Genomic DNA, 23013 nt, shown 5'->3' with positions numbered 1-23013 from the left:
ACCCAACGTTCCTGCAACTTAAGCTTCGTCGTCTTCATCGTGCTCGTCATCCCCAGGGTGCGCGCTCTTGCGCGCTTCGAAGGATAAATTTGTCGTCCCAGCCGTCCTTCGAGGCCCGAGTTTCGCTCGGGCACCTCAGGACGACGGCGTCGCCCAGTCTACGCCCCGATCGCGATTTTCGGCTCGGCGTCGGCGTTCGCCTTCAATTCCTTCAGCGCGCGGCGGTATTCCACCGGCATTACCTTGCGGAATTTCGGCAGCCAGGTCTTCCAGTCGGCGAGGATCTCTTCCGCCCTCTTCGACCCGGTCAGCTTGGCGTGGCGCGTGATCAGGACGTGCAGCCGCTCGACGTCGGAGTCGAGCAAGTTCTGGAACACGTCGACCCTGCCATGCGCTTCGAGATCGCCGGAGTGATTATAGGTGCCGGCGTTGATCAGTTCCTCCGACAGCACCGGCTCGAGCTCGACCATGGAGAGGTTGCACAGCTTCTCGAAGTCGCCGGCCTCGTCCAGCACATAGGCGATGCCGCCGGACATGCCGGCTGCGAAGTTGCGCCCGGTCTTGCCCAGCACCACAACGATGCCGCCGGTCATGTATTCGCAGCAATGGTCGCCGGCGCCTTCGACGACCGCGACCGCGCCGGAGTTACGCACCGCGAAGCGCTCGCCGGCGATGCCGCGGAAATAGCATTCACCCTCGATCGCGCCGTACATCACGGTGTTGCCGACGATGATGGACTCTTCCGGCACGATGCCGGAATTGCGCGGTGGCTTGACGATGATGCGGCCGCCCGACAGGCCCTTGCCGACATAGTCGTTGCCTTCGCCCTCAAGCTCGAAGGTGACGCCGCGCGTCAGCCAGGCGCCGAACGCCTGGCCCGCGGTGCCCTTGAGGCTGACCTGGATGGTGTCGAGCGGCAGGCCGGCATGACCGTAGATTTTGGCCAGCGTGCCCGACAGCATCGCACCGGCCGAGCGGTCGGTGTTGTTGATCTCCTCGTCGATTTTCACCGGCGCGCCGCGGTCGATGGCGGCCTGCGCCTTCTCGATCAGGCGGCGGTCGAGCACGGCTTCCAGATGATGGTCCTGGCTCTCGGCGTGGTAGATCTTCTGGCCGGGCTGCTCCTTCTGGCGCACGAACAGTTTTGAGAAGTCGAGGCCCTTGGCCTTCCAGTGCGCCACCAGCGTCGACTGGTCGAGCATCTGGGTCTGGCCGACCATCTCGTTGAAGGTTCGGTAGCCGAGCTGGGCCATGATCTCGCGGACTTCCTCGGCGACGAAGAAGAAGTAGTTGATGACGTGTTCGGGCTGGCCGGTGAAGCGCTTGCGCAGCACCGGATCCTGCGTTGCGACGCCGACCGGGCAGGTGTTGAGATGACACTTGCGCATCATGATGCAGCCGGCCGCGATCAAGGGCGCAGTGGCAAAGCCGAATTCGTCGGCGCCGAGCAGCGCGCCGATCACGACGTCACGTCCGGTGCGGAAGCCGCCGTCGACCTGGACCACGATGCGGCTGCGCAGCCGCTCGCGCACCAGCGTCTGGTGGGTTTCGGCAAGACCGATTTCCCACGGAGAGCCTGCGTGCTTGATCGAGGTCAGCGGCGACGCGCCGGTGCCGCCCTCAAAACCTGCGATCGTCACGTGGTCGGCGCGCGCCTTGGCAACGCCGGCGGCCACGGTGCCGACACCGATCTCGGAGACCAGCTTGACCGAGACCTGACCGTCCGGATTGACGTTCTTTAGGTCGTAGATCAGCTGCGCCAGATCCTCGATCGAATAGATGTCGTGGTGCGGCGGCGGCGAGATCAGGCCGACGCCCGGCGTCGAATGCCGGACGCGCGCGATCACGGCGTCGACCTTGTGGCCGGGCAATTGGCCGCCTTCGCCGGGCTTGGCGCCCTGCGCCATCTTGATCTGCATCATGTCGGAGTTGACGAGGTACTCCGTCGTCACGCCGAACCGGCCGGAGGCGACCTGCTTGATCGCCGAGCGCATCGAATCGCCGTTCGGCATCGGCTTGAAGCGATCGGCCTCTTCGCCGCCTTCGCCGGTGTTGGACTTGCCGCCGATCCGGTTCATCGCGATCGCCAGCGTCGTGTGCGCCTCGCGCGAGATCGAGCCGAAGCTCATCGCGCCGGTAGCGAAGCGCTTGACGATGTCCTTGGCGGGCTCGACCTGGTCGAGCTTGATCGGCTTGCGCTTCTCGTCCTCGGCGGACTTGATCCGGAACAGGCCGCGCAGCGTCAATAGCCGCTCGGATTGCTCGTTGAGGATCTTGGCGAACGCCTTGTAGCGCTCCAGTGAATTGCCGCGCGCGGCATGCTGCAGCATCGAGACCGATTCAGCGGTCCAGGCGTGGTCCTCGCCGCGGGTGCGGTAGGCATATTCGCCGCCGACATCGAGCGCGGTCTTGTAGACCTGCGCGTCGCCGAACGCATCGCTGTGACGGCGGCAGGTCTCCTCGGCGATTTCGGCAAGACCCACGCCTTCGACGCGGGTATGGGTGCCGGCGAAATACTTGGCGATAAAATCTGCCTTCAGGCCGACGGCGTCGAAAATCTGCGCGCCGCAATAGGACTGGTAGGTCGAGATGCCCATCTTGGACATCACCTTCAAGAGGCCCTTGCCGATCGACTTGATGTAGCGCTTGACGATCTCGTAATCGTCGAGCGAGCCGGGCAGGCGGTCCTTCATCGCGATGATGGTTTCGAACGCCAGATACGGGTTGATCGCTTCGGCGCCATAGCCGGCGAGGCACGCAAAGTGATGCACTTCGCGCGGTTCGCCGGATTCCACCACGAGGCCGACCGAGGTGCGCAGGCCGGTGCGGATCAGATGATGGTGCACGGCGGCGCAGGCCAGCAGCGAGGGGATCGGAATCCGGTCCGAGCCCGCCATGCGGTCGGACAGGATGATGATGTTGACGCCTTCGCGCACCGCGCCTTCGGCGCGCGCGCAGAGTTCGTCGAGCACTTGTTCGAGGCCGGCCGCGCCGAAGCCGGCATGGAACGTCGTGTCGAGCGTGCGCGACTTGAAATGGCTGTCGGCAACGTCGGAGATCGAGCGGATCTTTTCCAGATCCGCGTCGGTCAGGATCGGCTGGCGCACTTCGAGACGCTTGGTCGAAGCGAGGCCCTGCAGGTCGAACAGGTTCGGCCGCGGCCCGATGATTGAGACCAGGCTCATCACAAGCTCTTCGCGGATCGGATCGATCGGCGGGTTGGTGACCTGCGCGAAGTTCTGCTTGAAGTAGGTGAACAGCGGTTTCGGCCGGTCTGACAGCGCCGAGATCGGCGTGTCGTTGCCCATCGAGCCCGCGGCCTCTTCGCCGGTCGAGGCCATCGGCGTCATCAGGATGGTGACGTCTTCTTGGCTATAGCCGAACGCCTGCTGCCGGTCGAGCAGCGGCAGGTTGGAACGCATGCCCTTGCTCGAGGCGGCGGGCAATTCCTCGAGCTGGATCTGGGTGCGATGCAGCCAGTCGCTGTAGGGGTGGCTCTTGGCCAGATCAGCCTTGATTTCGTCGTCGGGAATGAGGCGGCCCTGTTCGAGGTCGACCAGCAGCATCTTGCCGGGCTGCAGCCGCCACTTGGTGATGATCTGTTCCTCGGGGATCTTGAGCACGCCCATTTCGGACGCCATCACGATGCGATCGTCCTTGGTAACGAGATAGCGCGCCGGCCGCAGGCCGTTGCGGTCCAGCGTTGCGCCGATCTGGCGGCCGTCGGTGAAGGCGATCGCGGCCGGGCCGTCCCACGGCTCCATCATCGCGGCGTGATATTCGTAGAAGGCGCGGCGCGTCTCATCCATCAGGGGGTTGCCGGCCCAGGCTTCCGGAATCATCATCATCACGGCGTGCGGCAGCGAGTAGCCGCCCTGCACCAGGAATTCGAGCGCGTTGTCGAAACAGGCGGTGTCGGATTGGCCTTCATAAGAAATCGGCCACAGCCTGGAGATGTCCTTGCCGTACAGTTCCGAATGCACCGAGGCCTGCCGCGCCGCCATCCAGTTGACGTTGCCGCGCAGCGTGTTGATTTCGCCGTTATGGGCGATCATCCGGTAGGGATGCGCCAGCGACCAGGCCGGGAAGGTGTTGGTCGAGAAGCGCTGATGCACCAGCGCCAGCGCGCTCTCGAAATCCGGCTCGTGCAGATCGGGATAATACTTGCCGAGCTGGTCGGCGAGGAACATGCCCTTGTAGATCACGGTGCGGCACGACATCGAGACCGGGTAATAGCCGGCAAGGCCGCGATCGCGGCGCTGATAGATCGCCTGCGAGATCGACTTGCGCAGGATATAGAGCCGGCGCTCGAAATCATCCTCGGTCTTGGTCGCGCCGTTGCGGCCGATGAACACCTGCATGCAGGATGGCTCGGTCGGCTTGACGGTTTCGCCGAGCGAGGAATTGTCGGTCGGCACGTCGCGCCAGCCGAGCAGCTTCAAGCCTTCGTTCTTGATCTGGTCGGCGATGATGCTCTGGATGACTTTGCGCCACGCCGTCTCCTTCGGCAGGAACAACGCACCGATCGCATACTCGCCGGGCTTCGGCAGCTTGAAGCCGATCTCGGCGGCCTTGCGCGCGAAGAACGCGTGCGGGATCTGCACCAGGATGCCGGCGCCGTCGCCGGCGCGCGGATCGGCGCCGACAGCGCCGCGATGTTCGAGGTTGCAGAGAATGTTGATCGCGTCGTCGACGATCTGATGCGACTTCCGGCCCTTGATATTGGCGATGAAGCCGACGCCGCAGGAATCCTTTTCGAGGCTCGGATCGTAGAGGCCTTCAGCCGGCGGACGCCAGCTCCACTCGCGCTGAGGCTCGGTATGATACGCGGCGTCGTCCGGTTTCGAGATAGCGGTCGCCGACAGCGTTTCTGTCACGATGTTTTCGCGCTCGAATTCCGACCCGCTCATCTTAGTCCTCTCAATCAGGTCAAGGGCCTTAACTGTCACCGGCGCACCTTGGGCGCTTGCGGCACCCACCGGGCCACCGCTCGTCCGCCGCGAGCCGAGATTTCCTAAATTCAGGCTTGGGCGTTCAACGTCCCTGAGGAACGGCCTTGCCTGTACTTGCCTGGAGCTCGAAGCCGCCAGGCTTTCGTTGCAATCCCTGTGCCGGGAATGCCCACAATTGAGACAGTGATGCTGTCCTAACTCCCGACCATGCCAAATTTTTCTCTATCACACAAGCGCGTGAAAGTCCCTTCCCGCATGGCTGATCCGTGCCTGTAACCGGCGAAACACACTGCCCCGGCTTGCCGAAACATACTGCCCCGGATTTGGGGCAAACGCGCCGCGATCCGGCCCAAGGACCGCCGAATTTCACAATGAAATTCGGTTCCGGGACGGCCGGGCAAGAGAGCGAACACGCTCCAGGCAGGGGCTAACAGGAGCAATGGATGATGAAGTTCTTCACAGGATGGGTTTTTGCGGCGGGAATGGCTCTCGCCACAACGGCCGCGCAGGCGCAGGTACCGGCGCCTTACGAGGCCGGACGCTCGCCCTATTATTCGGTATCCGACATTGGCGATCCCTATTATGCGCCGCCCCGTTATGCGCCACCGCCCCCGGCGCAATACCCCGGGCCGCGTTACGGCTACGGGCAGGGGCCGATGCTGCTGCCGCCGACCGAGGTCTACACGGTGCTGCGCGAGAGCGGGTTTTCGCCGCTCGGCATCCCGCAGCAACGCGGCCTCGTTTACACGATTTCGGTGATCGACCGGGGCGGCGATGACGGCCGCCTGATCATCGACGCGCGCACCGGCCGGATCATCCGCTTCATACCGGCGCACCGGATGGGCGATAATTTCAACGACGATCTGACCATGAATTACGGCCCCCCCGGACCGCTGCCGCCGACCCATGTCCGGGGCGCGCCGCGGTCCCCGAAGCCGGCCCCGCAGGTCGCCAGCCGCACGGTGCCGGTGCCGAAGCCGAGCCCGCTCGCGGCGGCCGCCAAGCCGGCCGCCGCTGTCGTACCGGCGGCCAAACCGGTGGCCGCCGCCCAACCAGCCACCGTCGAGCCCGCGGCCAAGCCCGCAGCGGCGGCGGAACCGGTGCAGCAATCGGCGGCAGCCCAGCCGAAATCGGCTGAAGCGCAAACGCCGCCGCCCGCGGCGGTGACGACAGGTGCGGTCCCGGCCAAGCCCGCTCCGCAGATCGCCCCGACCCAGGACATGCCCAACGTGCAAGGGCTGGAGTAGAGACCAAACCGCAGCGGCGCTTGCTGATCCCTCCCTCATATGCGCGGGGAGGGATCAGGCGAGCGGCCACCTATTCCTTATGACCCGCCGCCGCGAGGATCAGGTCGGCGATCTCTTTTGGATGCGACAGCAGCGACAGATGACCCGCGTCCAGTTCGACCGTGGTCGCCTTCATGCGCTTGGCCAGAAACCGCTCAAGGTCGGGATTAATGGTCTGGTCCTGCCTGGAGACCGCATACCATGACGGTTTGGAGTGCCAGGCGGCCACGGTGGTGCGTCCAGCAAACAGGGAAACGGCGGTCGGCTCCTGTACCGCGTAGAGCACCTCCGCCTTTTTCGGCTCCACGCCGTTGGCGAAATATTTCAGGAACGAATCCTCCGACAATTTGGTGAAGCCGTCATGTTCCCGGATCCCGGCGCGCACCGGCCCGGCCGGGAATTTTCCGGAGAGCGCGACAAAATCCTCGCCCGCATCAGGGCCGCGCGCGGCGACATAGACCAGCGCCGATACTTTCGGATCCGTTCCGGTCTCGCTGATCACGGTGCCGCCCCAGGAATGCGCGACCAGCACGGTCGGTCCGTCCTGCATCGCCAGCGCGCGGCGGGTTGCGGCGACGGAATCGGCGAGCGACGTCAGCGGATTCTGTACGGCGGTGACCTTCAGCCCCGCGGCCTGCAGATAGGGGATGACTTCCGACCAGCTCGAACCGTCCGCCCACGCCCCGTGCACCAGCACGACATTGCGCGCCACCGGCGTCGCTGCCTCGGCCTGCGCCGGGAGTGTGCCAAGCGATCCCGCAAATGCCGTGACTGCGAGCGCCGTTACCAGTTGAACCATCTTCATCGAACCTGCTCCGAGATTTTTTCAGCGTGATGCGCTGCCCATGGTTGGAGTTCGATGCGCGGGGCGTGACGTTACGGCGCTCACGGCAGTGTGAATTTCTCTGAGTTTCGATGGCGTCATTCCGGGGCGCGCAAAGCGCGAACTTCAGATGCGCAATTGCGCATCTGAAGTCTGGTCCTCCGGACCATCCCGGAATGACTGCGCCAACAAAAAACGCCCCGGTTTCCCGGGGCGTTTTCGCGTTCAGCCAATATCTGCTGAAAGCCTGATCGCGTTAGGCCGCAACCGCCGAGCTGTCGACGACCCGCGGGGTTTGGGAGCCGTTGCTGATCGGAATGCTGCGCGGCTTCTTGGCTTCGGGAATCTCGCGGACGAGATCGACATGGAGCAGGCCGTGCTCGAGCGAGGCGTTCTTGACCTGCACGAAATCGGCAAGCTGGAAGGCGCGTTCGAAGGCGCGCGCCGCGATGCCGCGGTACAGCACTTCGGATTTGTCCTGGCCGTTCTCGTTGGCAGACTTCTCGCCCTTGATCGTCAGCGTGTTTTCCTTAGCGACGATCGAAAGCTCGCCTTGCGAGAAGCCGGAGACCGCAACGCTGATGCGGTAGGCGTTCTCACCGGTGCGCTCGATGTTGTAGGGGGGATAACCGGGGCTGCCGTCTGACGCTGCCTGGTCGAGCAGGGAGAAGAAGCGGTCGAAGCCGACGGTGGAACGATAAAACGGGGCGAGATCGTAGGTACGCATAGGGTAGTCCTCCATTGAGCGACTGTTGCAGTTAACCCGCCCGCCATCGGGCCGGGCTTTCGTCCATGTGCAGCCATGTGTTTTGAAGCCAAAACACGAAATGTTCGGGTTCCCGAAACACTGGTAGCGGCCTGCACAGAAATGATATGGGAGGGGCCGAACACCGTTCAAGAGGGGCCGATTCGAGCCTCTTTTTGCCAGCCCGCCTTGATTTCCATTCCTCCTTTCCTAGCCGGTTCCCCGTCCATGACGCTCGTCTCGATCCCTGCCAATCCGGTTCCGGAGGATGTCGTCAGCGGCACCATCAAGACGCCCGACGGCGCTGAACTGCGCTTTGCACGCTGGGCGCCGCCGGCGGGCCGCAAGGGCACCGTCTGCGTCTTCACCGGCCGCAGCGAGCAGATCGAGAAATATTTCGAGACGGTGCGCGACCTGCGCGATCGCGGGTTCGCGGTGGCGATGATCGACTGGCGCGGCCAGGGTCATTCCTCGCGGCGCTTGCGCGATCCACGCAAGGGTTATGTCCGCGATTTCTCCGATTTCGAGATCGACGTCGAAACCTTCGTGCAGCAGGTGGTGCTGCCCGATTGCCCGCCGCCCTATTTCGCGCTGGCGCATTCGATGGGCGGTGCGGTGATGCTGCGCGTCGCGCATGCGGGAAAACGCTGGTTCGACCGCATGGTGCTGTCGGCGCCGATGATCGATCTGCCGGGAAGCCGGACCTCGTTTGTGGCGCGCACAATGTTGCGGGTGCTGCGGCTCGCAGGCCAGGGCGGCCGTTACGTGCCTGGAGGCAGCGACGCGCTGACCGGCACCGAGTCCTTCATCAACAATCCCTTCACCAGCGATCCCGTGCGCTTTGCCCGCAACGCCGCGATCCTGGAAGAAGACCCGACGCTGGGCATCGGCTCGCCGACCGTCGCCTGGGCCGACACGGCGTTTCGCGCGATGCACGGCTTTCGCGCGTCGAACTATCCTTCCGAAATCCGCCAGCCCATCCTGATGCTGGCCGCCAGCAGCGACACCATCGTCTCGACCGCGGCGATCGAGGAATTCGCCTATCATTTGCGCGCCGGCTCGCATCTGGTGATCGCCGGGTCCAAGCACGAGATCCTGCAGGAGCAGGACCGCTACCGCTCGCAATTCTGGGCCGCGTTCGACGCCTTCGTACCGGGCACGCCGCTGTTTAAATAGTTGCTTGCCCTGATTTGATCCGGTTCAATCGGACGCGAACCGCGCTGGCGATATTTCGAGTCTGGAGGTGCCATCATGATTCGTGGAAGCTGCCTGTGCGGCGCGGTCAGGTTTGAAGTCGATAAAGTGCGATCGATCACACACTGCCATTGTGCCAATTGCCGCAAGCTTACCGGCGCAGCATTCGCAACATACGCTCATGTCGAAGTGGACAAGTTCCGATTTTCGGCAGGCGAGGACATGACCGTGCGCTATGAATCCGCACCCGGCAGTTTCCGCTATCGTTGCAAGATCTGCGGTTGCCTGACGCCAGGCAAGGCAAGCTATCTGGAGACGGTCAGTATCCCCGCCGGTTTGTTCGACGACGATCCCAAGGTTCGGCCGCGCCTGCACGTATTTACGTCGTCGCGTGCGCCCTGGTGGACGATTCATGACGACTTGCCCCAGCATGAAAAATGGGTTCCGGGCTACGGGCCGAAGCCGTAGCGAATGCGTGGCCAGCCGCAGCGGCCGTCGGTAGTTATCTTCCGGCCTGTGGCTTCGGCAGCCGCGCCGTGATCCGCTCGGGCAACCGCCGCTCCACGAAGAGGGTCCTGACTTCCGCCACGCTGAGGTAGCGCGTCTCGCCGTCGCCCTTGCCGAGAATGTCGAGCAGGACCGGCCATTCGCCCTTCATCATGATCGGATAGGTCCAGCGCGCCTTATCGCCGTCGCGCTTCAGATTGTCCGCCATGAAGGTCTCGATCTGCTTGGCGTTCAGCCCGGGCTCGGTGCCGCCATCGGGATTACGGTATTTCTGGCCGAAGCTCGCGAAGCGTTCGATCTGCTCCAGATTGACCTGTCCATCGACTTCGAGGATGCGGGAGCCGGCGCCATGCTTGTCGAGCGGGCCGTTGCGCAATTCATCGAGAATTGCGCCTGATGTCACGCTCCTCAAGGGGTGGCCGTTTGCGATCATCGCAATGCCGTAGGTGAGCACCTTCGCCCGGATCAAACCCATTCCGGTTTTGCCGCTCGCCAGCCCGATGTCTTCGGTCAGCGTACCGAGCGGCACGATGTGGCCGTCGACATAGCCGTTCGCGACCAGCGCGCGCAGGAACGGGCAGGGATTATTCTTGGAGACGGCGATCCGCGTGGCCGGTGCTTGGTCTGGCATGGATCCAATCCTGAAAAGGCAGCGAATATGAAAAAGACAATCGGCCTCGGTCTGAAGGGGAATGGATTCGAAAAGGGAATCCGCCGGTCGTGTACTACTTCAGGGTGCAAACGATTTTCGCCGGATTCGAAGCCGTGTCAACCAGCGGCCGAAGGCGCGCCGGCCGGGATGACAATATGGCGCAAAGCAACGCGGCCGCTTCAGGAATCGGCGGCAAGCTTCGGCGCCGACTCGACGAGCGTCAATCTGGTGGAGGGAACGCCGGCCTTCAGCAGGCCGTCGCGGTAATGGGCGATGTCGTCGGGCCGTTTCCAATGGAAATTGCTCAAATGGCGTTCGACGGTAAAGCTCGGATAATTGTGCAGCAGGACCTCGGTGGCGTTGGCCGCTTCCTCGGCGCGCCCGAGCTGGGCGAGTGCGGCCGCCCGGATCGCGAGCGCCTGAAGATGATTGGGGTTGAGGTACAGCTGTTCGCGCGCCCAGGACAGCGACGCGTCATATTGGCCGACGAGGTAATGGGCGAACGCATTCACCCCTGCCCATTGATATCGGGGGTCGGAATTGCCGCGCTGCGCCGCCATCGAAATCAGTTCGATGGCCTGGCGATGGTCGCCTGCGTAAAAATAACAGAAGCCGAGAACACCGCGGGCGCCCATGTCGTAGGGGTTCAGCCCGACCGCCCGGTTCGCGGCATCCATGGAGACCTCGTGATGCCCTTCCAGGGCGTGCAGATAGGCGACGATCTGGAAGGCAAAGGACGAGCGCGGATCAAGCCTGACGCTGCTCTCGGCCAGATCCATCGCCGTGGTCCACAATTCGCGCGTGCTCTTGATCCATCCGAACTGGATGCTCTGCATCATGATGGTGGCGAGATAGGCGCGGGCGATCGACAGCGTCGGATCGAGCGCGATCGCCTCCCTGAACAGGCCGATCGAGGTTTCGAAATCGGCTTTGGTCTGCAGGTAATAATAGGAAAGCCCCTTGAGGAAGCGGTCCCATGCGGTCAGGTCGTTCGACGACGGCCGGGGAGGGGCGGAAGCCTCGGCCCGGTAGATCTCGGCCGCGATCGCCGCCGACAGGCTGGTGGTGATCTCGTCCTGCATCGCGAACAGGTCGCCCATGTCGCGGTCGTAGCGGCCGGTCCATAATTGCTCGCCGTTCTCGGGCGCGATCAGCTCGGCGGTGACGCGGATCTTGCTGCCGGCGCGGCGCACCGAGCCCTGGATCAGGTAGCTCGCGTCGATCTCGCGCGCGATCAGGCGCGTGCTCAGGTTCTTGCCCTTGAAGGAGAACGTCGAGTTGCGGCTCAGCACCCGGTAGAACGATTGCAGCGACAATGCGTGGATCAGGTCCTCGGTGAGGCCGTCGGAGAAATACTCGTCGGCGCTCTCGCTCAGATTGGCGAACGGCAGCACGCCGACGATCGCGGTCCGGTACTGCGCAGGCAGGTTCGCGGGATCCCTCGCCTCGCGGCTGCGGTGGTCGGCGCCCTCAGGCTCCCAGGACCAGACGCTGACCGGCTCCTCGATATTCTTGAACCGGTGCGGGCCGGCATCGATGAAGGGCACGCTGAGGCGCTTGCCGGCCTCGCCATAGGCCTTGCCCGACACCGCCACGCCGCCCGGGGCGGCCACCGATTCGAGCCGGACCGCGATGTTGACGTCGTCGCCGAACACCTCGTCCTCGTCGGCCATCACGTCGCCCATATGGATGCCCATACGGAATTGCATCACACGGTCGGTGGGCAAATGATGGTTTCGTTCGGCCATCATCATCTGCATCGCGACCGCGGCCTCGATGGCGCCGACGATGCTGGGAAACTCCAGCAGGAAGCCATCGCCGGTGTTCTTCACCAGACGGCCGCCATGGTTGAGGATGATCGGGTAGATCGCGGTGCGGTGAGCCTTGAAGGTGGCATGCGTGCCCGCCTCGTCGGCTCCCATCATGCGGGAATAGCCGGCGACATCAGCGCAAACGATGGCGGCTAGCCGTCTTTCCATGTATCCCTAAAACTCCCGCGCTTGCATACCACTATGCGGTCGGCCAAGCGATTCCAATGATTATTAAATACGCTGTATCTGGCGGAAGGCCGATCCAGAAGTGATAGTAACGCAATCCAATTGCGATTGGCATGCGCTGGACCAATGGATTGTCACGAGGGAACTGGTCAAAATCATGGGCGAGCTGCTCGGCATAAACGAACTCTGGTTGTTCATCCTCTCGGGGTTGCTGCTTAATGTCACGCCGGGGCCTGATACCGCCTACATCATCGGCCGCAGCATCCAGTTGGGCTGGCGTGGCGGGGCGGCGGCCGCGCTCGGCATCTGCAGTGGCTGTCTGGTTCACGTGTTCGGTGCCGCGATTGGCCTGTCCGCGCTGCTGATGACGTCGGCGGCCGCCTTTACGGTCCTGAAGCTGGTCGGCGCGGCCTATCTGGTGTTTACGGGCCTCCAGATGCTGCTGTCGCGCGCGCCCCCAATTGCTGAAGCAGCCGTGCAGGACGGGACGGTCTCGCTGCGCCGCGTGTTCTGGCAGGGGGCCTTGACCAACGTCCTCAATCCCAAGGTCGCACTGTTCTTCCTGGCGTTCCTGCCACAATTCGTGGCCGCCGATTCGCCGCACAAGACGGCGGCCTTCCTGGCCCTCGGCCTGATCTTCATCTTCAACGGCACCATGTGGTGCCTCGGCGTCGCAGCCTTTGCGTCGAAGGCCGCCTCCCGCATCAGGCACTCCCAGCGCGTGATCGCCTGGATCAACCGCGTGCTCGGCGGGATGTTTATCTATCTCGGGATTCGCGTGGCGATGCTGCAGACCCGCTGATCTACCCCATTTGGGTGAGGCGCCTTTCAGGCCAGTTCGCGTCAGGAAAACGCGTCAAAGCAAGATAGCTGGAACCTGGTTCTGATCCAGCCAGAACCGGGTTTTAGCCGTGAATTTTCAGAAACCCGCCGACGGCGAGATAGAGCCCGAGGAAGATCATCGCGATCAGGAACCAGCGGCGGAACACGTCCGGCTGCATCCGCGTTCGCACCGCCTGGCCGATGAACATGCCGGCAAAGGACGCCGCCATCGCCACCGCGCCCGGCAGCGCGGATGCGGCCGTCAGCAGGCCCGCCGCGGTGATGTTGAAGGCGAGCGCCACGGTGGCGACCGTGAAGAACACGCCGAGCGCCTGCACCAGTTCGTCCTTCTGCATGCCGATCGCCTGCATGAACGGCATTGACGGGATGACCTGAACGCCGGTCGCGGCCGAGATCACGCCGGTGACAAGGCCGACGATGCCGCCGATCCACTTCTCGTCGCGTTGCGCGACCTTGAAGCTGAATTTGCACAGGCCGACGATGGCATAGATCACCAGCAGCACGCCGAGGATGACGGTGCCATAGGCCGCATAGGGCCCGGTCAAGAGCCCGCCGTTGAGCCAGATGCCGATCACGGTGCCGACCATCAGCGGCCACAGCCGCCGCATGATGTCGCGCAGATACGGGCCGCCGAAGGTTTGCCAGATATTGGTGACGATCGCCGGAACGATCACGATCGCGATCGCCTGGCCGGGCGGCATCGTTACCGCGAGCAGCCCCATCGACACCGTCGGCAGGCCGAGCCCGATGACGCCCTTGATGAAACCGGCGAGCAGGAACGCGGCCGCGATGAGAATGAGCATGGAATCGATCATGCGGCCACATTGACCGATCGTGCTATCAGGCACAATCTGGAGATTACGGAGACAGCATTCGGCCCGTCCGAAGGCAGATATCGGAATTCGTGATGCGCTTCGATCTGGTCGACCTACAGCTCTTCATCGCGGTGGCCGAGACGCGCAGCATCACCAATGGCGCGAACCGCGTGCATCTGGCGCTGGCCTCGGCCAGCGCGCGCATCAAGGGCCTGGAAGCCGCGCTCGGCGTGTCACTGCTGCAGCGTGGCCGCCGCGGCGTCGAACTGACGCCGGCCGGCGAAAGCCTGCTCGATCATGCTCGCATCGTCATGCACAATGTGGACGCGATGCGCGGCGATCTCGCCGCGTTCTCGCGCGGCGTCAAGGCCACCGTCCGCTTCCTCGCCAACACCTCCGGCCTGTCGGAATATCTGCCGAAGGCGCTGGCCGCGTTCCTGAGCCAGCATCCGCATATCTCGATCGACGTCGAGGAGCGCGAAAGCGCCGACATTGCGCGCGCCATCGCCAGCGGCGCCGCCGATCTCGGGCTTGCCGCCGAACACGCGCTGCCCGACAACATCGAGCGGATCCCCTACAGCGAAGACCGCCTGGTGCTGGTCACCGCGCGCCAGGACGAATTGTCGAACCGGCGGCAGGTCGATTTCCGCGAGGTGGTGGAGCGGGATTTCGTCGGCCTGATCACCTCGAGCGCGCTGCACGCCCATGTCACCGGCCACGCCGCGCGGCTCGGTGCACGCTTGCGGTTTCGCGCCCGGCTCAACAATTTCGATGCGATCGGGCAGATGGTTTCTGCCGGCATCGGTGTCGCCGTGATGCCGGAAGTAGCGGCCAGGCGCTGCGCGCGGTCGATGAAGATCAGCGTCGTCAGGATCAGGGATCCCTGGGCCAACCGCAGGCTTGCGATCTGCGCCCGCAGTTTCAAGTCGCTGCCGAAGCCGGCGCAGCAGTTGGTGGAACATCTGCGCAAGATGGCGCCGAAGTAATTTGGAGAAAGAGAATGCTCAAGGTCTGGGGACGCCGCAGTTCATTCAACGTCCAGAAAGTCATGTGGCTGATCGGTGAGTTTGAACTCGCGCATGAACATATCGACGCCGGCGGCTCGGCGGGCGGACTCGATGCGCCGGCGTTTCTGGCGATGAACCCGCACGGCCGCATTCCCGTGATCAAGGACGGCGAGACCATTGTGTGGGAATCGCATGCGATTCTCCGCTATCTGGCCGCGCGCCACGGCGCTGGAAGCTTCTGGTCCGATGATCCCGTCGTCCGCGGCGCGGTCGACGGCTGGATGGACTGGTCGCAAACCGCGCTGCAACCGGATTTCCTCACCGGTGTGTTCTGGGGATTTTACCGGACACCGGAAGACAAGCGAAACTGGCCGGCGATCAAGGCCGCATTGGCGCGTTGCGCCAGGGATTTCGAAAAACTCGACCGGTTGCTGGAGGGGCGTAGCTTCCTGCTCGGCGAGGCCTTGTCGCTTGCCGACATCACGGCCGGGACGTCGCTCTACCGTTACTTCGAGCTGGAAATCGACCGCCCGTCATTGCCGCAGGTCGAGCGCTGGTATCGCGCCTTGCAAACGCGCGAGGCGTACCGGACCCACATCATGATTCCGTTCGGGGAATTATTCGGGCGGCTGGATTACTGAGGGCCTCCTCGCCAATCGGCGACATTCCGGCAGCCCGACGGCGAACAGCGGCCATCAGCGCTTATGAGATTCCTATATCGCGCGCAGCTTTGTCATATCGACTTTATATGCCAACGGACCAATCTCTATCGTGCTGTCGGAAGTCACTACCGAGCGGAATGGAGAGTGCGCCTCGCCGTACTGCTGGCGCTCTTTGTTCGTGGCCCTGCGTCCCAGCCAGGAGTCGAAGCGATGGTCGATATTGAATCGAAGCTGCCGTTGGACATTGCACCGGCGTCCGATACCGATAGCCTCCAGGGCCCGATAGCTTCGCCGGTGATGCGCTACCTTGCTGCAATCGCAATGATCGCCCTCGCGACGGTCGTCGCGATCGGTGTGGACAGCAAGATCGCGATCCCCAATTTGTCGCTCGTATTCGTCGTACCGGTGATCATCGCGGGCGTTAGCCTCGGCCTCGGACCGGCTCTCTGTTCGGCGATCCTTGGCGCCCTTGCTTTCAATTTCTTCTTCATTGATCCTCGCTACTCACTCGCCGTCGACGATGTGGCAAACATCTGGGCGATCGGGCTATTGTTCGTGGTCGGCCTCATTGCGAGTGGCGTTGCCTTCACCTCTGGCCGGAGGGCGATCGAGGCGGCCTCGTTAAGAAGGCAGGCGACGGCGCTGCAAAACTATAGCCGTGACGTCGTCGCGGCCGACGATACCAACGCGATCGTCTCGATCGCTTCCCAGGCCCTTGAAGCGATCTTCCAGGTTCCCGCTGTCGTGATGCTTGTTACCGGGGACAGGGTCGTTTCCCTCAAGGCAGCCGGCGACGTGGAACCCCAGGAGGCCGAACTGAATGCGGCGCGATCATCGCTGTCGACGGGAACTGTCCAGCGTGGCGAAGTCTATCCGAATCTGGCGTCGCGCTTCGACTTTTGGCCCGTAAAGACGGCCGGAGGCCCGAATGCCGTCATTGGACTGGCGTTCGACCCGGATGAACGTCCTTCGGCGCCGGATACGCTCGTCAACATCGTTGCGAGTGTTTTGGCCCTGGTGCTAGATCGTCAACATGCACGGGCTGGAAGCCCCGCTGAATAGGTCGTCCGGAGGAAGTTCGTTGTGAGCGTCGTGGCTGCCCACCTGTATCGCAACGGCAAGAGTGCAAGGGCCGTTTCGCTGGACGAGCCCATCGATTGCAAGGGCAAGCCCGAGTTTGTCTGGATCGGGTTGTTCGAGCCTTCGAAACGAGAGCTTGAGCAACTCGAGAAGAACTACGGGCTTCATCCGCTCGCGATCGAGGACGCGTTCAAGGCAAACCAACTGCCGAAAGTTGACGTCTACGGCGACCAGCTGTTTGTCATGACGCGCACGGCTCATCTTGAGCAGGATCACATCGCCTATGGCGAAACAGCGATCTTTGTCGGAAAGAATTTTATCATTACGGTTCGGCATGGCTCGGCGCGGGCGCACAGCGAACTGCGCGCCCAACTCGAAGCGGCTCCCAGCTTGCTGAGACATGGTCCGGATTATGTCCTGCACGCCATCCTCGACTTCATCGTTGATGGATACCTGCCGGTGGTCGAGACGATCGAGGAACACGTTCTCAAGATGGAGCAAAGCGCGCTTGACAGCTTTCTCAGTCGCGCAGACGTCAAACGGCTGTTCGGGCTGCGTCAGGAACTGATCCGCTTTCAGCGAATTATCGGCCCCATGATGGAGGTCTGCGGCCGGCTCGTCCACCTTGAGACACCGTGCCTCGATGCCAACGCCCGGCCCTATTTTCAAGACGTCCTGGACCACGTGCGGCGCGTCGAGGCGATGGTGAACTCGTTGCGAGACGTGCTGACCTCGGTCTTCGAAGTGAGCAATCTATTGGAGCAGCAGCGTCAGAGCGCGATTACGCGGCAGCTGGCCGCGTGGGCCGCGATCCTGGCCGTGCCCACCGCGATCGCCGGAATCTACGGCATGAATTTCGAAAACATGCCCGAGTTGAAGACGCAGTACGGCTACTTTGTCGTGGTCGGAATTATCGCCCTGCTTTGCGCGGTGCTTTATGCGCGTTTCAAACGCGCTCGATGGCTCTGATACGAGTTTGTGGTTCGCCGCATGACCGAGTTGGGGGCAATTGATAGATCACGCTGCGGCCGAATGTCCGCTATCCCGCCAAAAGCGGCAATAAGTCATCACTTCTTGCGCCAGATATCCAGCAATGCGTCGGCCTTCGTTCGCAGCGGCAATCGTTCGTTGGTCAGCGCATCGAGGAAACCGGCAATGCGCTGCGACTTTGCCAGCGTATAGAGCGTGAGCGCGGCGAAAGCGGTTGCCGTTACGGCTACGTAAATTGCCTTCGCCGCGAGATGATGGTCGGTTGCGGCGATCAGGCTGCTCATGCCGAGGAAGCCTGTCGTGGTGGTGCCGATCAGGCCGATCATGGTCACGACGGTCAGCCTGAGGAAGATGTTCGACTGGCGACGCAGCAGATCGCTGTCGAGATAGGCGCCCATATCCTTCAGCTCTTCGCGAATATCGACGTACAGGCGGTCGGTGCCGAGGTGTTTGACCAGGGCGTGGAACACCTCGCGCGTCTGCACGTGCTCCGATACGTCGTGAAACCAGTAGCGGTGGGTGAAGCGAAGGAATATTTCGAGTAGGCCCCTGATCTCGGCGCGGAATCGTCGCACGGTTTCCTGCTGCTCGATATTGAGGCGCGTCACAGCGTGCACCAGGCGGTCGGATATCATCAGCAAGGCGCCCTTGTGCATGTGCGCGATCAGCGCCAGCAGAAAGAACTGATGACGGAACTGGCCAAGAACGCCGCGCTCCGCATCCAGGAATACGGGCCTCGCGGCGTCGCCGACGATGAGGAACGCGTGATCGCAACACATCACGCGTGTGCGCAGCCGGGCGTCGGATTGCGTTTCGTCATAGTACCTGTCGTAGCAATGGTTTTCTTCGAAGCTCGCCAGATATTTCTCGGAGTAGGGCAGCGCATGCCGGTCGCCGGGCGCGTTCGCGTAGGCCAGCCGGGCAAAGTCTGCCCGCGTCAGTTGCTCCGGATGTTCGACGGCGAGATAAGCCATCAACGGCATGCGGTAATATTCGAGTTGGCGGAACCGCAGCGCGCCCGCCTGATCGGAGTGATGGGCCGCCATCGGGTTGAGCAAATATTGCCAGTGCGCCGCGAGCGGCGGCGCCCGCTCGCGACACACCGATGCCAGATACTGTTTTCTGTCCTCGTAGTCCGACACCGCGAGCACGCGCCCGTCTGCCGCCAGCCATTCCACCTTGCGGGGGCAGTTGATGCCGTCTCCCTCTGCGGTCCAGCCCGCGGGATAGGCGCGGCCGAACCGGTGCAGCGAGTCCTGCACCACGTCGAGCGGCACGTCGGAGCCGGATACTTCGACGGCAAGAATGACAAGGTCGACGTCATAGAAAAAGTAGAGATCGACGTGCCGGACGTCGAACACCACAGGTGCGTCCCGTTCGGGGAAGAGTATCCTCACCGCTGCCACGTCCGTCCGGCGGTAGGCTTTTATCGGGGATTCGCCGTAGGCGGCCATGGAGCGGCGCTTGGCGCCTTCGCCGTAGAGCAGACGCTGCACATAGGGCAGGAACGTCACGAACTCGCGATAGTGCCGTTCCTGGAAGGCGTCGGGATCGGCGCAGAATTCGTCATCCACTTCCTTCCAGATCCGGCCGGCATCCTTCTCGAGCAGCTCCCAGTGATGATGGATCTGCGAGCCTTCCTTCAGCGGCAGCAGTTGAAGCGGCCAGAGCAGGATCTGGTGAAACGTACGCACCAGCGGTGTGGATTCGGGCGTGGATTCGATCGGGTCCGATGCCAGGCGCGCCTTGGAGTCCACCTTGGAGTCCAGCCCGCCGATCCTTTGCGACACCATGGCGCGTCCTCGACATTCGGTTTGGAGGCCAGAATACTGAACCATACCGCAAAAGCACCAAGCACTGTCCGCGCGTTGCTGTCGCACGCCGAAAGCGGACGACGCCAAATTCCGCATTGCAGCGGGAATGCCGCAAAGGCCAATAGACGACATTCCCGAAAGGAGTAGGCTGGCGAGCGTCTCATGCTTTTCTCAGGAGGTCACATGATACGGCACCTTTTCTTTGCCATCACCTTCATCGGCACCGGAATGCTCCTCAATGCACGGGCAGAAGCAGTTTCACCCTTGCGGTGCGAGGACCGAGCGGCAAATTGCGTTGGCAGATGTGCCAACCCCACTGGCGGGGGCGGTGACTGGCGAGGACATCAGAACAAATGCATGCGCTACTGCGAGCAGCAGGTGGGCAGGTGTCTGGCCCGCGCGCAATGACTCGCCGCTAGTAGCGCCTGGTGTTGGCGGAGATGCCAGAAAGATTTCGTTGCGGCGTCTTTTTTCTGCCTCCCGCGCAGAAACGAGAGCGGCAGCAAGGCGTGAGCACAGCGCCGTTCTTGAAGAGAATTACGCCTGGAGAGAATTACTTCGCCGTCTCCAGTCCGGCCTCCTTGATCACCTTCGACCACTTCTTGATTTCAGAGTCGATGAAGCCGCGGAAATGTTCCGGGCTGTCGCCGGCAACCGTGAGGCCCTGATCGGCGAGTTTTGCCTTGACGCTCGGATCGGCCATCGCCTCGTTGGCGATGCGGTTCAGCTCAGTGATGATCTTCTCGGGCGTGCCGCCCGGCGCGATCATGCCGTACCAGTTCTCGATCAACAGATCGGGCATGCCGACTTCCGCCGTGGTCGGCACGTCGGGCGCGGTCGGGGCGCGGGTGGGGGCGCCCAATGCAATTGGCTTCAGGGAGCCCGCCTTGATATGCGGCAGGATCACCGGCAGGTCGAGGAACGTCATCTGCACCTGCTGGCCGAGCAGGTCGTTGATGGCGGGCGCGGCGCCGCGATACGGCACATGCACGATGTCGAGTTTTGCGGTCAGCTTGAACAGTTCGCCGGCCAGATGCGGCAGGCCGCCGACGCCGGCGGAGGCAAAATTGAGCTTGCCGGGCTGCGCCTTGGCGAGGGCGATCAGTTCGGCCATGTTGTTGGCCGGAACGTTGCTGGCAACGACCAGCATTTCCGGCACGGTCACAACAAGCGTGACCGGTGCGAGCTCCTTCCGCACGTCGTAGGGCATTTTCTCAAGCGACGGGTTGATGACGAGCGAACTCGCGCTGGTGATGGCGATGGTGTAGCCGTCGGGCGCAGCTTTCGCGACCGCGTCGGTGCCCAGCACTCCGGCCTGTCCGCTGCGATTTTCGATCACGATCGGCTGCTTGACCAGTTCCGACATGCGCTGGCCGACCACGCGGGCGATGATGTCGTTCGGCCCGCCGGGTGGGAACGGCACGATCAGTTTGATTGGTTTGGTTGGAAAATCCTGTGCTGAGCCCGCGGCCGGCAATAGCAGCAGCGACAATCCGGTCGCCAGCGCGCCCCAAATCCTCATGCAAGCCTCCCTGCGCAGATGTCTAAAGCGTCTGTCGCGTCGCGGCTTATAGCAGATTTTTTGTACCCCGGGTTACGTCATCGCTTGGTCAAGGCACGAGTTCGTCGGTGGCCGCGAGGCGGACGGGTTTTTGGGAAATGAGATTGCACCAGACCCAATGATGATGCCGCATGACGCTGACCGCATCGAGGTGGGGGCGGTCGCTCAAGGTGTGGGCATCGGTCACTACGACGACGTTGTGCTGGTTCGAGACGGCGGATCGGACGGTCGCATCGACGCACAGATCGGTGGCCCAGCCGGTCACCAGCACGCGGTCGGGTGCGATCCTGCCGAGGCGGGCCTGCAACTCGGCGCCGGCGAAGGGGTCGTTCATGCTCTTCTGAACGACGACATCGGCTGGATCCCTGATGAGTTCGGGAAGCAGCGCCCAGCCCGGCGATTGCGGTTCGAAATCGTCACCGGCATCGCCGCAGTGCTGAATGAAGATGACCATGCCGGACTGCGCGCGCACGCTGGCGGCGAGCCGGTTGATGCGGTCGATGACCCCTGGCAGATCGTGCTTGGGATCGCCGCTCCGCAGCCCGACCTGCATGTCCACGATCAGCAGTGCGTCCATGCGGTGCCTTCCGTGGCCTGGAGCACGATCGCCGGCCAAACCGTTTGTCCCGAGGAAAAAGCCTGCCCCGCACTCGATGCGGGGTGGAACCGGTTTTCCGGGGGGCAACACCAAGTGTTTGCCCGAAGATCGTCTTTAAAAAGAATGCGCTAGCTGTTGAGTAGTTTCATCGCCGCTTCGTGCACGCGGGCGTCGCCGGCGGCGATGATGCGGCCGCCGCTTTGGGCGGGCTTGCCGTCCCAGGTGGTGACGATGCCGCCGGCGCCGGTGATGATCGGGATCAAGGCGGCGATGTCATAGGGTTTCAGCTCGGTCTCGACCACGAGGTCGAGATGACCGGCCGCCAGCATGCAATAGGAATAGCAATCGCCGCCATAGCGCGTCAGCTTCACCGCCTCTTCGACGCGGCCGAAGGCGGCCCGGTCGGCGGCGTTCATCAGCAGCGGGCTGGTGGTGTAGGAGGTCGCATCCTTCAGCGAGGCGCAGCGCCGCACGGAAAGCTTCCGCTCGCCGGAAGGGCCGGAATAATGCGCCGAGCCGCTGTCGCCGGAAAAACGCTCGCCGATATAAGGCTGGTGCATCATCCCGAACACCGGTGTGCCCCGGTGCATCAGCGCGATCAGCGTGCCCCAGATCGGGAATCCCGCGATGAAGGATTTGGTGCCGTCGATCGGATCGAGCACCCAGACATATTCGGCGTTTTCCTGCTCGTTGCCGAATTCCTCGCCGACGATGCCGTGCTGGGGAAAGTTGCCCTTGATCAGCCGGCGCATGACAGCCTCGGCGGCGCGGTCGGCCTCGGTGACGGGATCGAAATCCTTGGCGCTCTTGTTGTCGATCGAAAGCGAGGTCCGAAAGAATGGCAGAATGGTTTCGCCGGAGGCGGTCGCGAGGCGGCCGATAAAGGCTGTGAAATCGATGACCGTCACGGCAGTTCCTTGAAAGGGCGGAGGGATGTTCAAGCGTTCCCGTTCTTGCCTAGCTCAATCCTGCGATGGGCGCACGATTAACGGAATGTTATTCCCATCTCATCCGACTAAGGGCCCCCCTTCATCCGACTCAGGGTCCCCCTTGGGGTTTCGAATCGGCTTCGTTTAGGCATGCATTTTTGGTGACACGGCTATTCACAACATCGAGATTTGTGAATTGTGGCCGCTCCGTAACACCGGGTTCCCACGGAATACTCCTCGCAAGCCATTGAATATTAAAGTAAAGTTGTATTTAACTGACCTGTTGCATAACGGCCAGCCTCGCCGGGATTACGCTGGCAAAGTTTCGAAAGGACTTGCGTTTTGTGCAGCGCGGCCGCATATTGTTGCGGTGCGGTAGGGCCTCGCCCTATCGCTGCCCTCCTTGGGCGTTTCCTCCCTAGACTTGGGCCGCTTGTTCATTCAAGCGGCCCTTTTTTCTTTTGGAGCCGGTTTCTCTTTCTCGTCATTACGGGGCGCGCGCAGCGCGCGCCCGGAATCTATCGGGCGGCAAGTTACGTCGACGAATGGATTCCGGGT

At 62.8% G+C, this 23013-nt stretch carries 17 protein-coding genes and 1 pseudogene; 8 read left to right on the top strand and 10 right to left on the bottom strand.

From position 1 onward, the window contains the following. Nucleotides 1-158: 158 nt before the first annotated feature. Nucleotides 159-4910 (bottom strand): glutamate synthase large subunit, encoded by a 4752-nt coding sequence (gene gltB, locus JQ609_RS31335; RefSeq protein ID WP_212276538.1) that lies wholly within the window; start codon nt 4908-4910, stop codon nt 159-161. Nucleotides 4911-5395: 485 nt separating this feature from the next. Between gltB and JQ609_RS31330 the strand changes: the two genes are divergently transcribed. Continuing rightward, a complete protein-coding gene (locus JQ609_RS31330) occupies nt 5396-6199 on the top strand; it encodes a hypothetical protein (RefSeq protein ID WP_312014917.1) in 804 nt (267 codons plus the stop codon). A 70-nt stretch (nt 6200-6269) separates the two neighbouring features. Here the strand turns inward: JQ609_RS31330 and JQ609_RS31325 are convergent, their stop codons facing one another. Then, nucleotides 6270-7043, bottom strand: coding sequence for an alpha/beta fold hydrolase (locus tag JQ609_RS31325; RefSeq protein WP_212276537.1), 774 nt, complete (start codon nt 7041-7043; stop codon nt 6270-6272). 274 nt (nt 7044-7317) lie between these two features. Then, the gene (locus JQ609_RS31320) at nt 7318-7788 is read right to left on the bottom strand and encodes an Hsp20 family protein (RefSeq protein WP_212211474.1); all 471 of its coding nucleotides are present in this window, start codon (nt 7786-7788) and stop codon (nt 7318-7320) included. Between the two features lie 246 nt (nt 7789-8034). Between JQ609_RS31320 and JQ609_RS31315 the strand changes: the two genes are divergently transcribed. Next, nucleotides 8035-8982, top strand: a complete 948-nt coding sequence (locus JQ609_RS31315; protein ID WP_212211473.1) for an alpha/beta fold hydrolase — start codon at nt 8035-8037, stop codon at nt 8980-8982. 75 nt (nt 8983-9057) lie between these two features. Next, entirely contained in the window at nt 9058-9468 is a 411-nt protein-coding gene (locus tag JQ609_RS31310; RefSeq protein WP_212211472.1) for a GFA family protein, read from the top strand. 49 nt (nt 9469-9517) lie between these two features. Here the strand turns inward: JQ609_RS31310 and JQ609_RS31305 are convergent. Then, nucleotides 9518-10138 (bottom strand): annotated as a pseudogene (locus tag JQ609_RS31305) (cytochrome C); the annotation flags it as partial. Nucleotides 10139-10338: 200 nt separating this feature from the next. Beyond that, nucleotides 10339-12138 (bottom strand): adenylate/guanylate cyclase domain-containing protein, encoded by a 1800-nt coding sequence (locus tag JQ609_RS31300; RefSeq protein ID WP_212276535.1) that lies wholly within the window; start codon nt 12136-12138, stop codon nt 10339-10341. 184 nt (nt 12139-12322) lie between these two features. On the opposite strand from JQ609_RS31300, the gene JQ609_RS31295 reads away from it, so the two are divergent. After that, on the top strand, nt 12323-12958 hold the full coding sequence (locus JQ609_RS31295) for a LysE family translocator (RefSeq protein WP_212276547.1): 636 nt from the start codon (nt 12323-12325) through the stop codon (nt 12956-12958). A 103-nt stretch (nt 12959-13061) separates the two neighbouring features. Here JQ609_RS31295 and JQ609_RS31290 read toward each other — a convergent pair whose 3' ends face one another. Further along, nucleotides 13062-13814 carry a sulfite exporter TauE/SafE family protein gene (locus JQ609_RS31290; protein WP_212276534.1) on the bottom strand — a complete coding sequence of 251 codons (753 nt, stop codon included), beginning with the start codon at nt 13812-13814 and terminating at the stop codon, nt 13062-13064. 92 nt (nt 13815-13906) lie between these two features. On the opposite strand from JQ609_RS31290, the gene JQ609_RS31285 reads away from it, so the two are divergent. From JQ609_RS31285 to corA, 4 genes are all read left to right on the top strand, one after another. After that, the gene (locus JQ609_RS31285; protein WP_212276533.1) at nt 13907-14800 is read left to right on the top strand and encodes a LysR substrate-binding domain-containing protein; all 894 of its coding nucleotides are present in this window, start codon (nt 13907-13909) and stop codon (nt 14798-14800) included. A gap of 14 nt (nt 14801-14814) precedes the next feature. After that, nucleotides 14815-15462: a glutathione S-transferase family protein gene (locus JQ609_RS31280; protein ID WP_212276532.1), complete on the top strand. Its 648-nt coding sequence runs from the start codon at nt 14815-14817 to the stop codon at nt 15460-15462. Between the two features lie 231 nt (nt 15463-15693). Beyond that, complete coding sequence (locus JQ609_RS31275; protein WP_212276531.1) at nt 15694-16545, top strand: DUF4118 domain-containing protein; 852 nt, start codon at nt 15694-15696, stop codon at nt 16543-16545. Nucleotides 16546-16566: 21 nt separating this feature from the next. Next, nucleotides 16567-17532 (top strand): magnesium/cobalt transporter CorA, encoded by a 966-nt coding sequence (gene corA, locus JQ609_RS31270; RefSeq protein ID WP_212276530.1) that lies wholly within the window; start codon nt 16567-16569, stop codon nt 17530-17532. A gap of 98 nt (nt 17533-17630) precedes the next feature. On the opposite strand, the gene JQ609_RS31265 is transcribed toward corA, so the two are convergent. From JQ609_RS31265 to hisN, 4 genes are all read right to left on the bottom strand, one after another. Further along, a complete protein-coding gene (locus JQ609_RS31265) occupies nt 17631-19346 on the bottom strand; it encodes a hypothetical protein (RefSeq protein WP_212276529.1) in 1716 nt (571 codons plus the stop codon). Nucleotides 19347-19920: 574 nt separating this feature from the next. After that, a complete protein-coding gene (locus tag JQ609_RS31260) occupies nt 19921-20889 on the bottom strand; it encodes a tripartite tricarboxylate transporter substrate binding protein (RefSeq protein ID WP_212276528.1) in 969 nt (322 codons plus the stop codon). A gap of 88 nt (nt 20890-20977) precedes the next feature. Further along, a complete protein-coding gene (locus JQ609_RS31255) occupies nt 20978-21505 on the bottom strand; it encodes an isochorismatase family protein (RefSeq protein WP_212211453.1) in 528 nt (175 codons plus the stop codon). A 149-nt stretch (nt 21506-21654) separates the two neighbouring features. Continuing rightward, nucleotides 21655-22434 carry a histidinol-phosphatase gene (gene hisN / locus JQ609_RS31250; RefSeq protein ID WP_212211452.1) on the bottom strand — a complete coding sequence of 260 codons (780 nt, stop codon included), beginning with the start codon at nt 22432-22434 and terminating at the stop codon, nt 21655-21657. Between the last annotated feature and the right edge of the window lie 579 nt (nt 22435-23013).

The sequence above is a fragment of the Bradyrhizobium sp. AUGA SZCCT0169 genome (genome assembly GCF_018130085.1).
In the GTDB taxonomy this organism is placed as follows: domain Bacteria; phylum Pseudomonadota; class Alphaproteobacteria; order Rhizobiales; family Xanthobacteraceae; genus Bradyrhizobium.
This window is presented reverse-complemented; position numbering and strand designations above follow the sequence as displayed.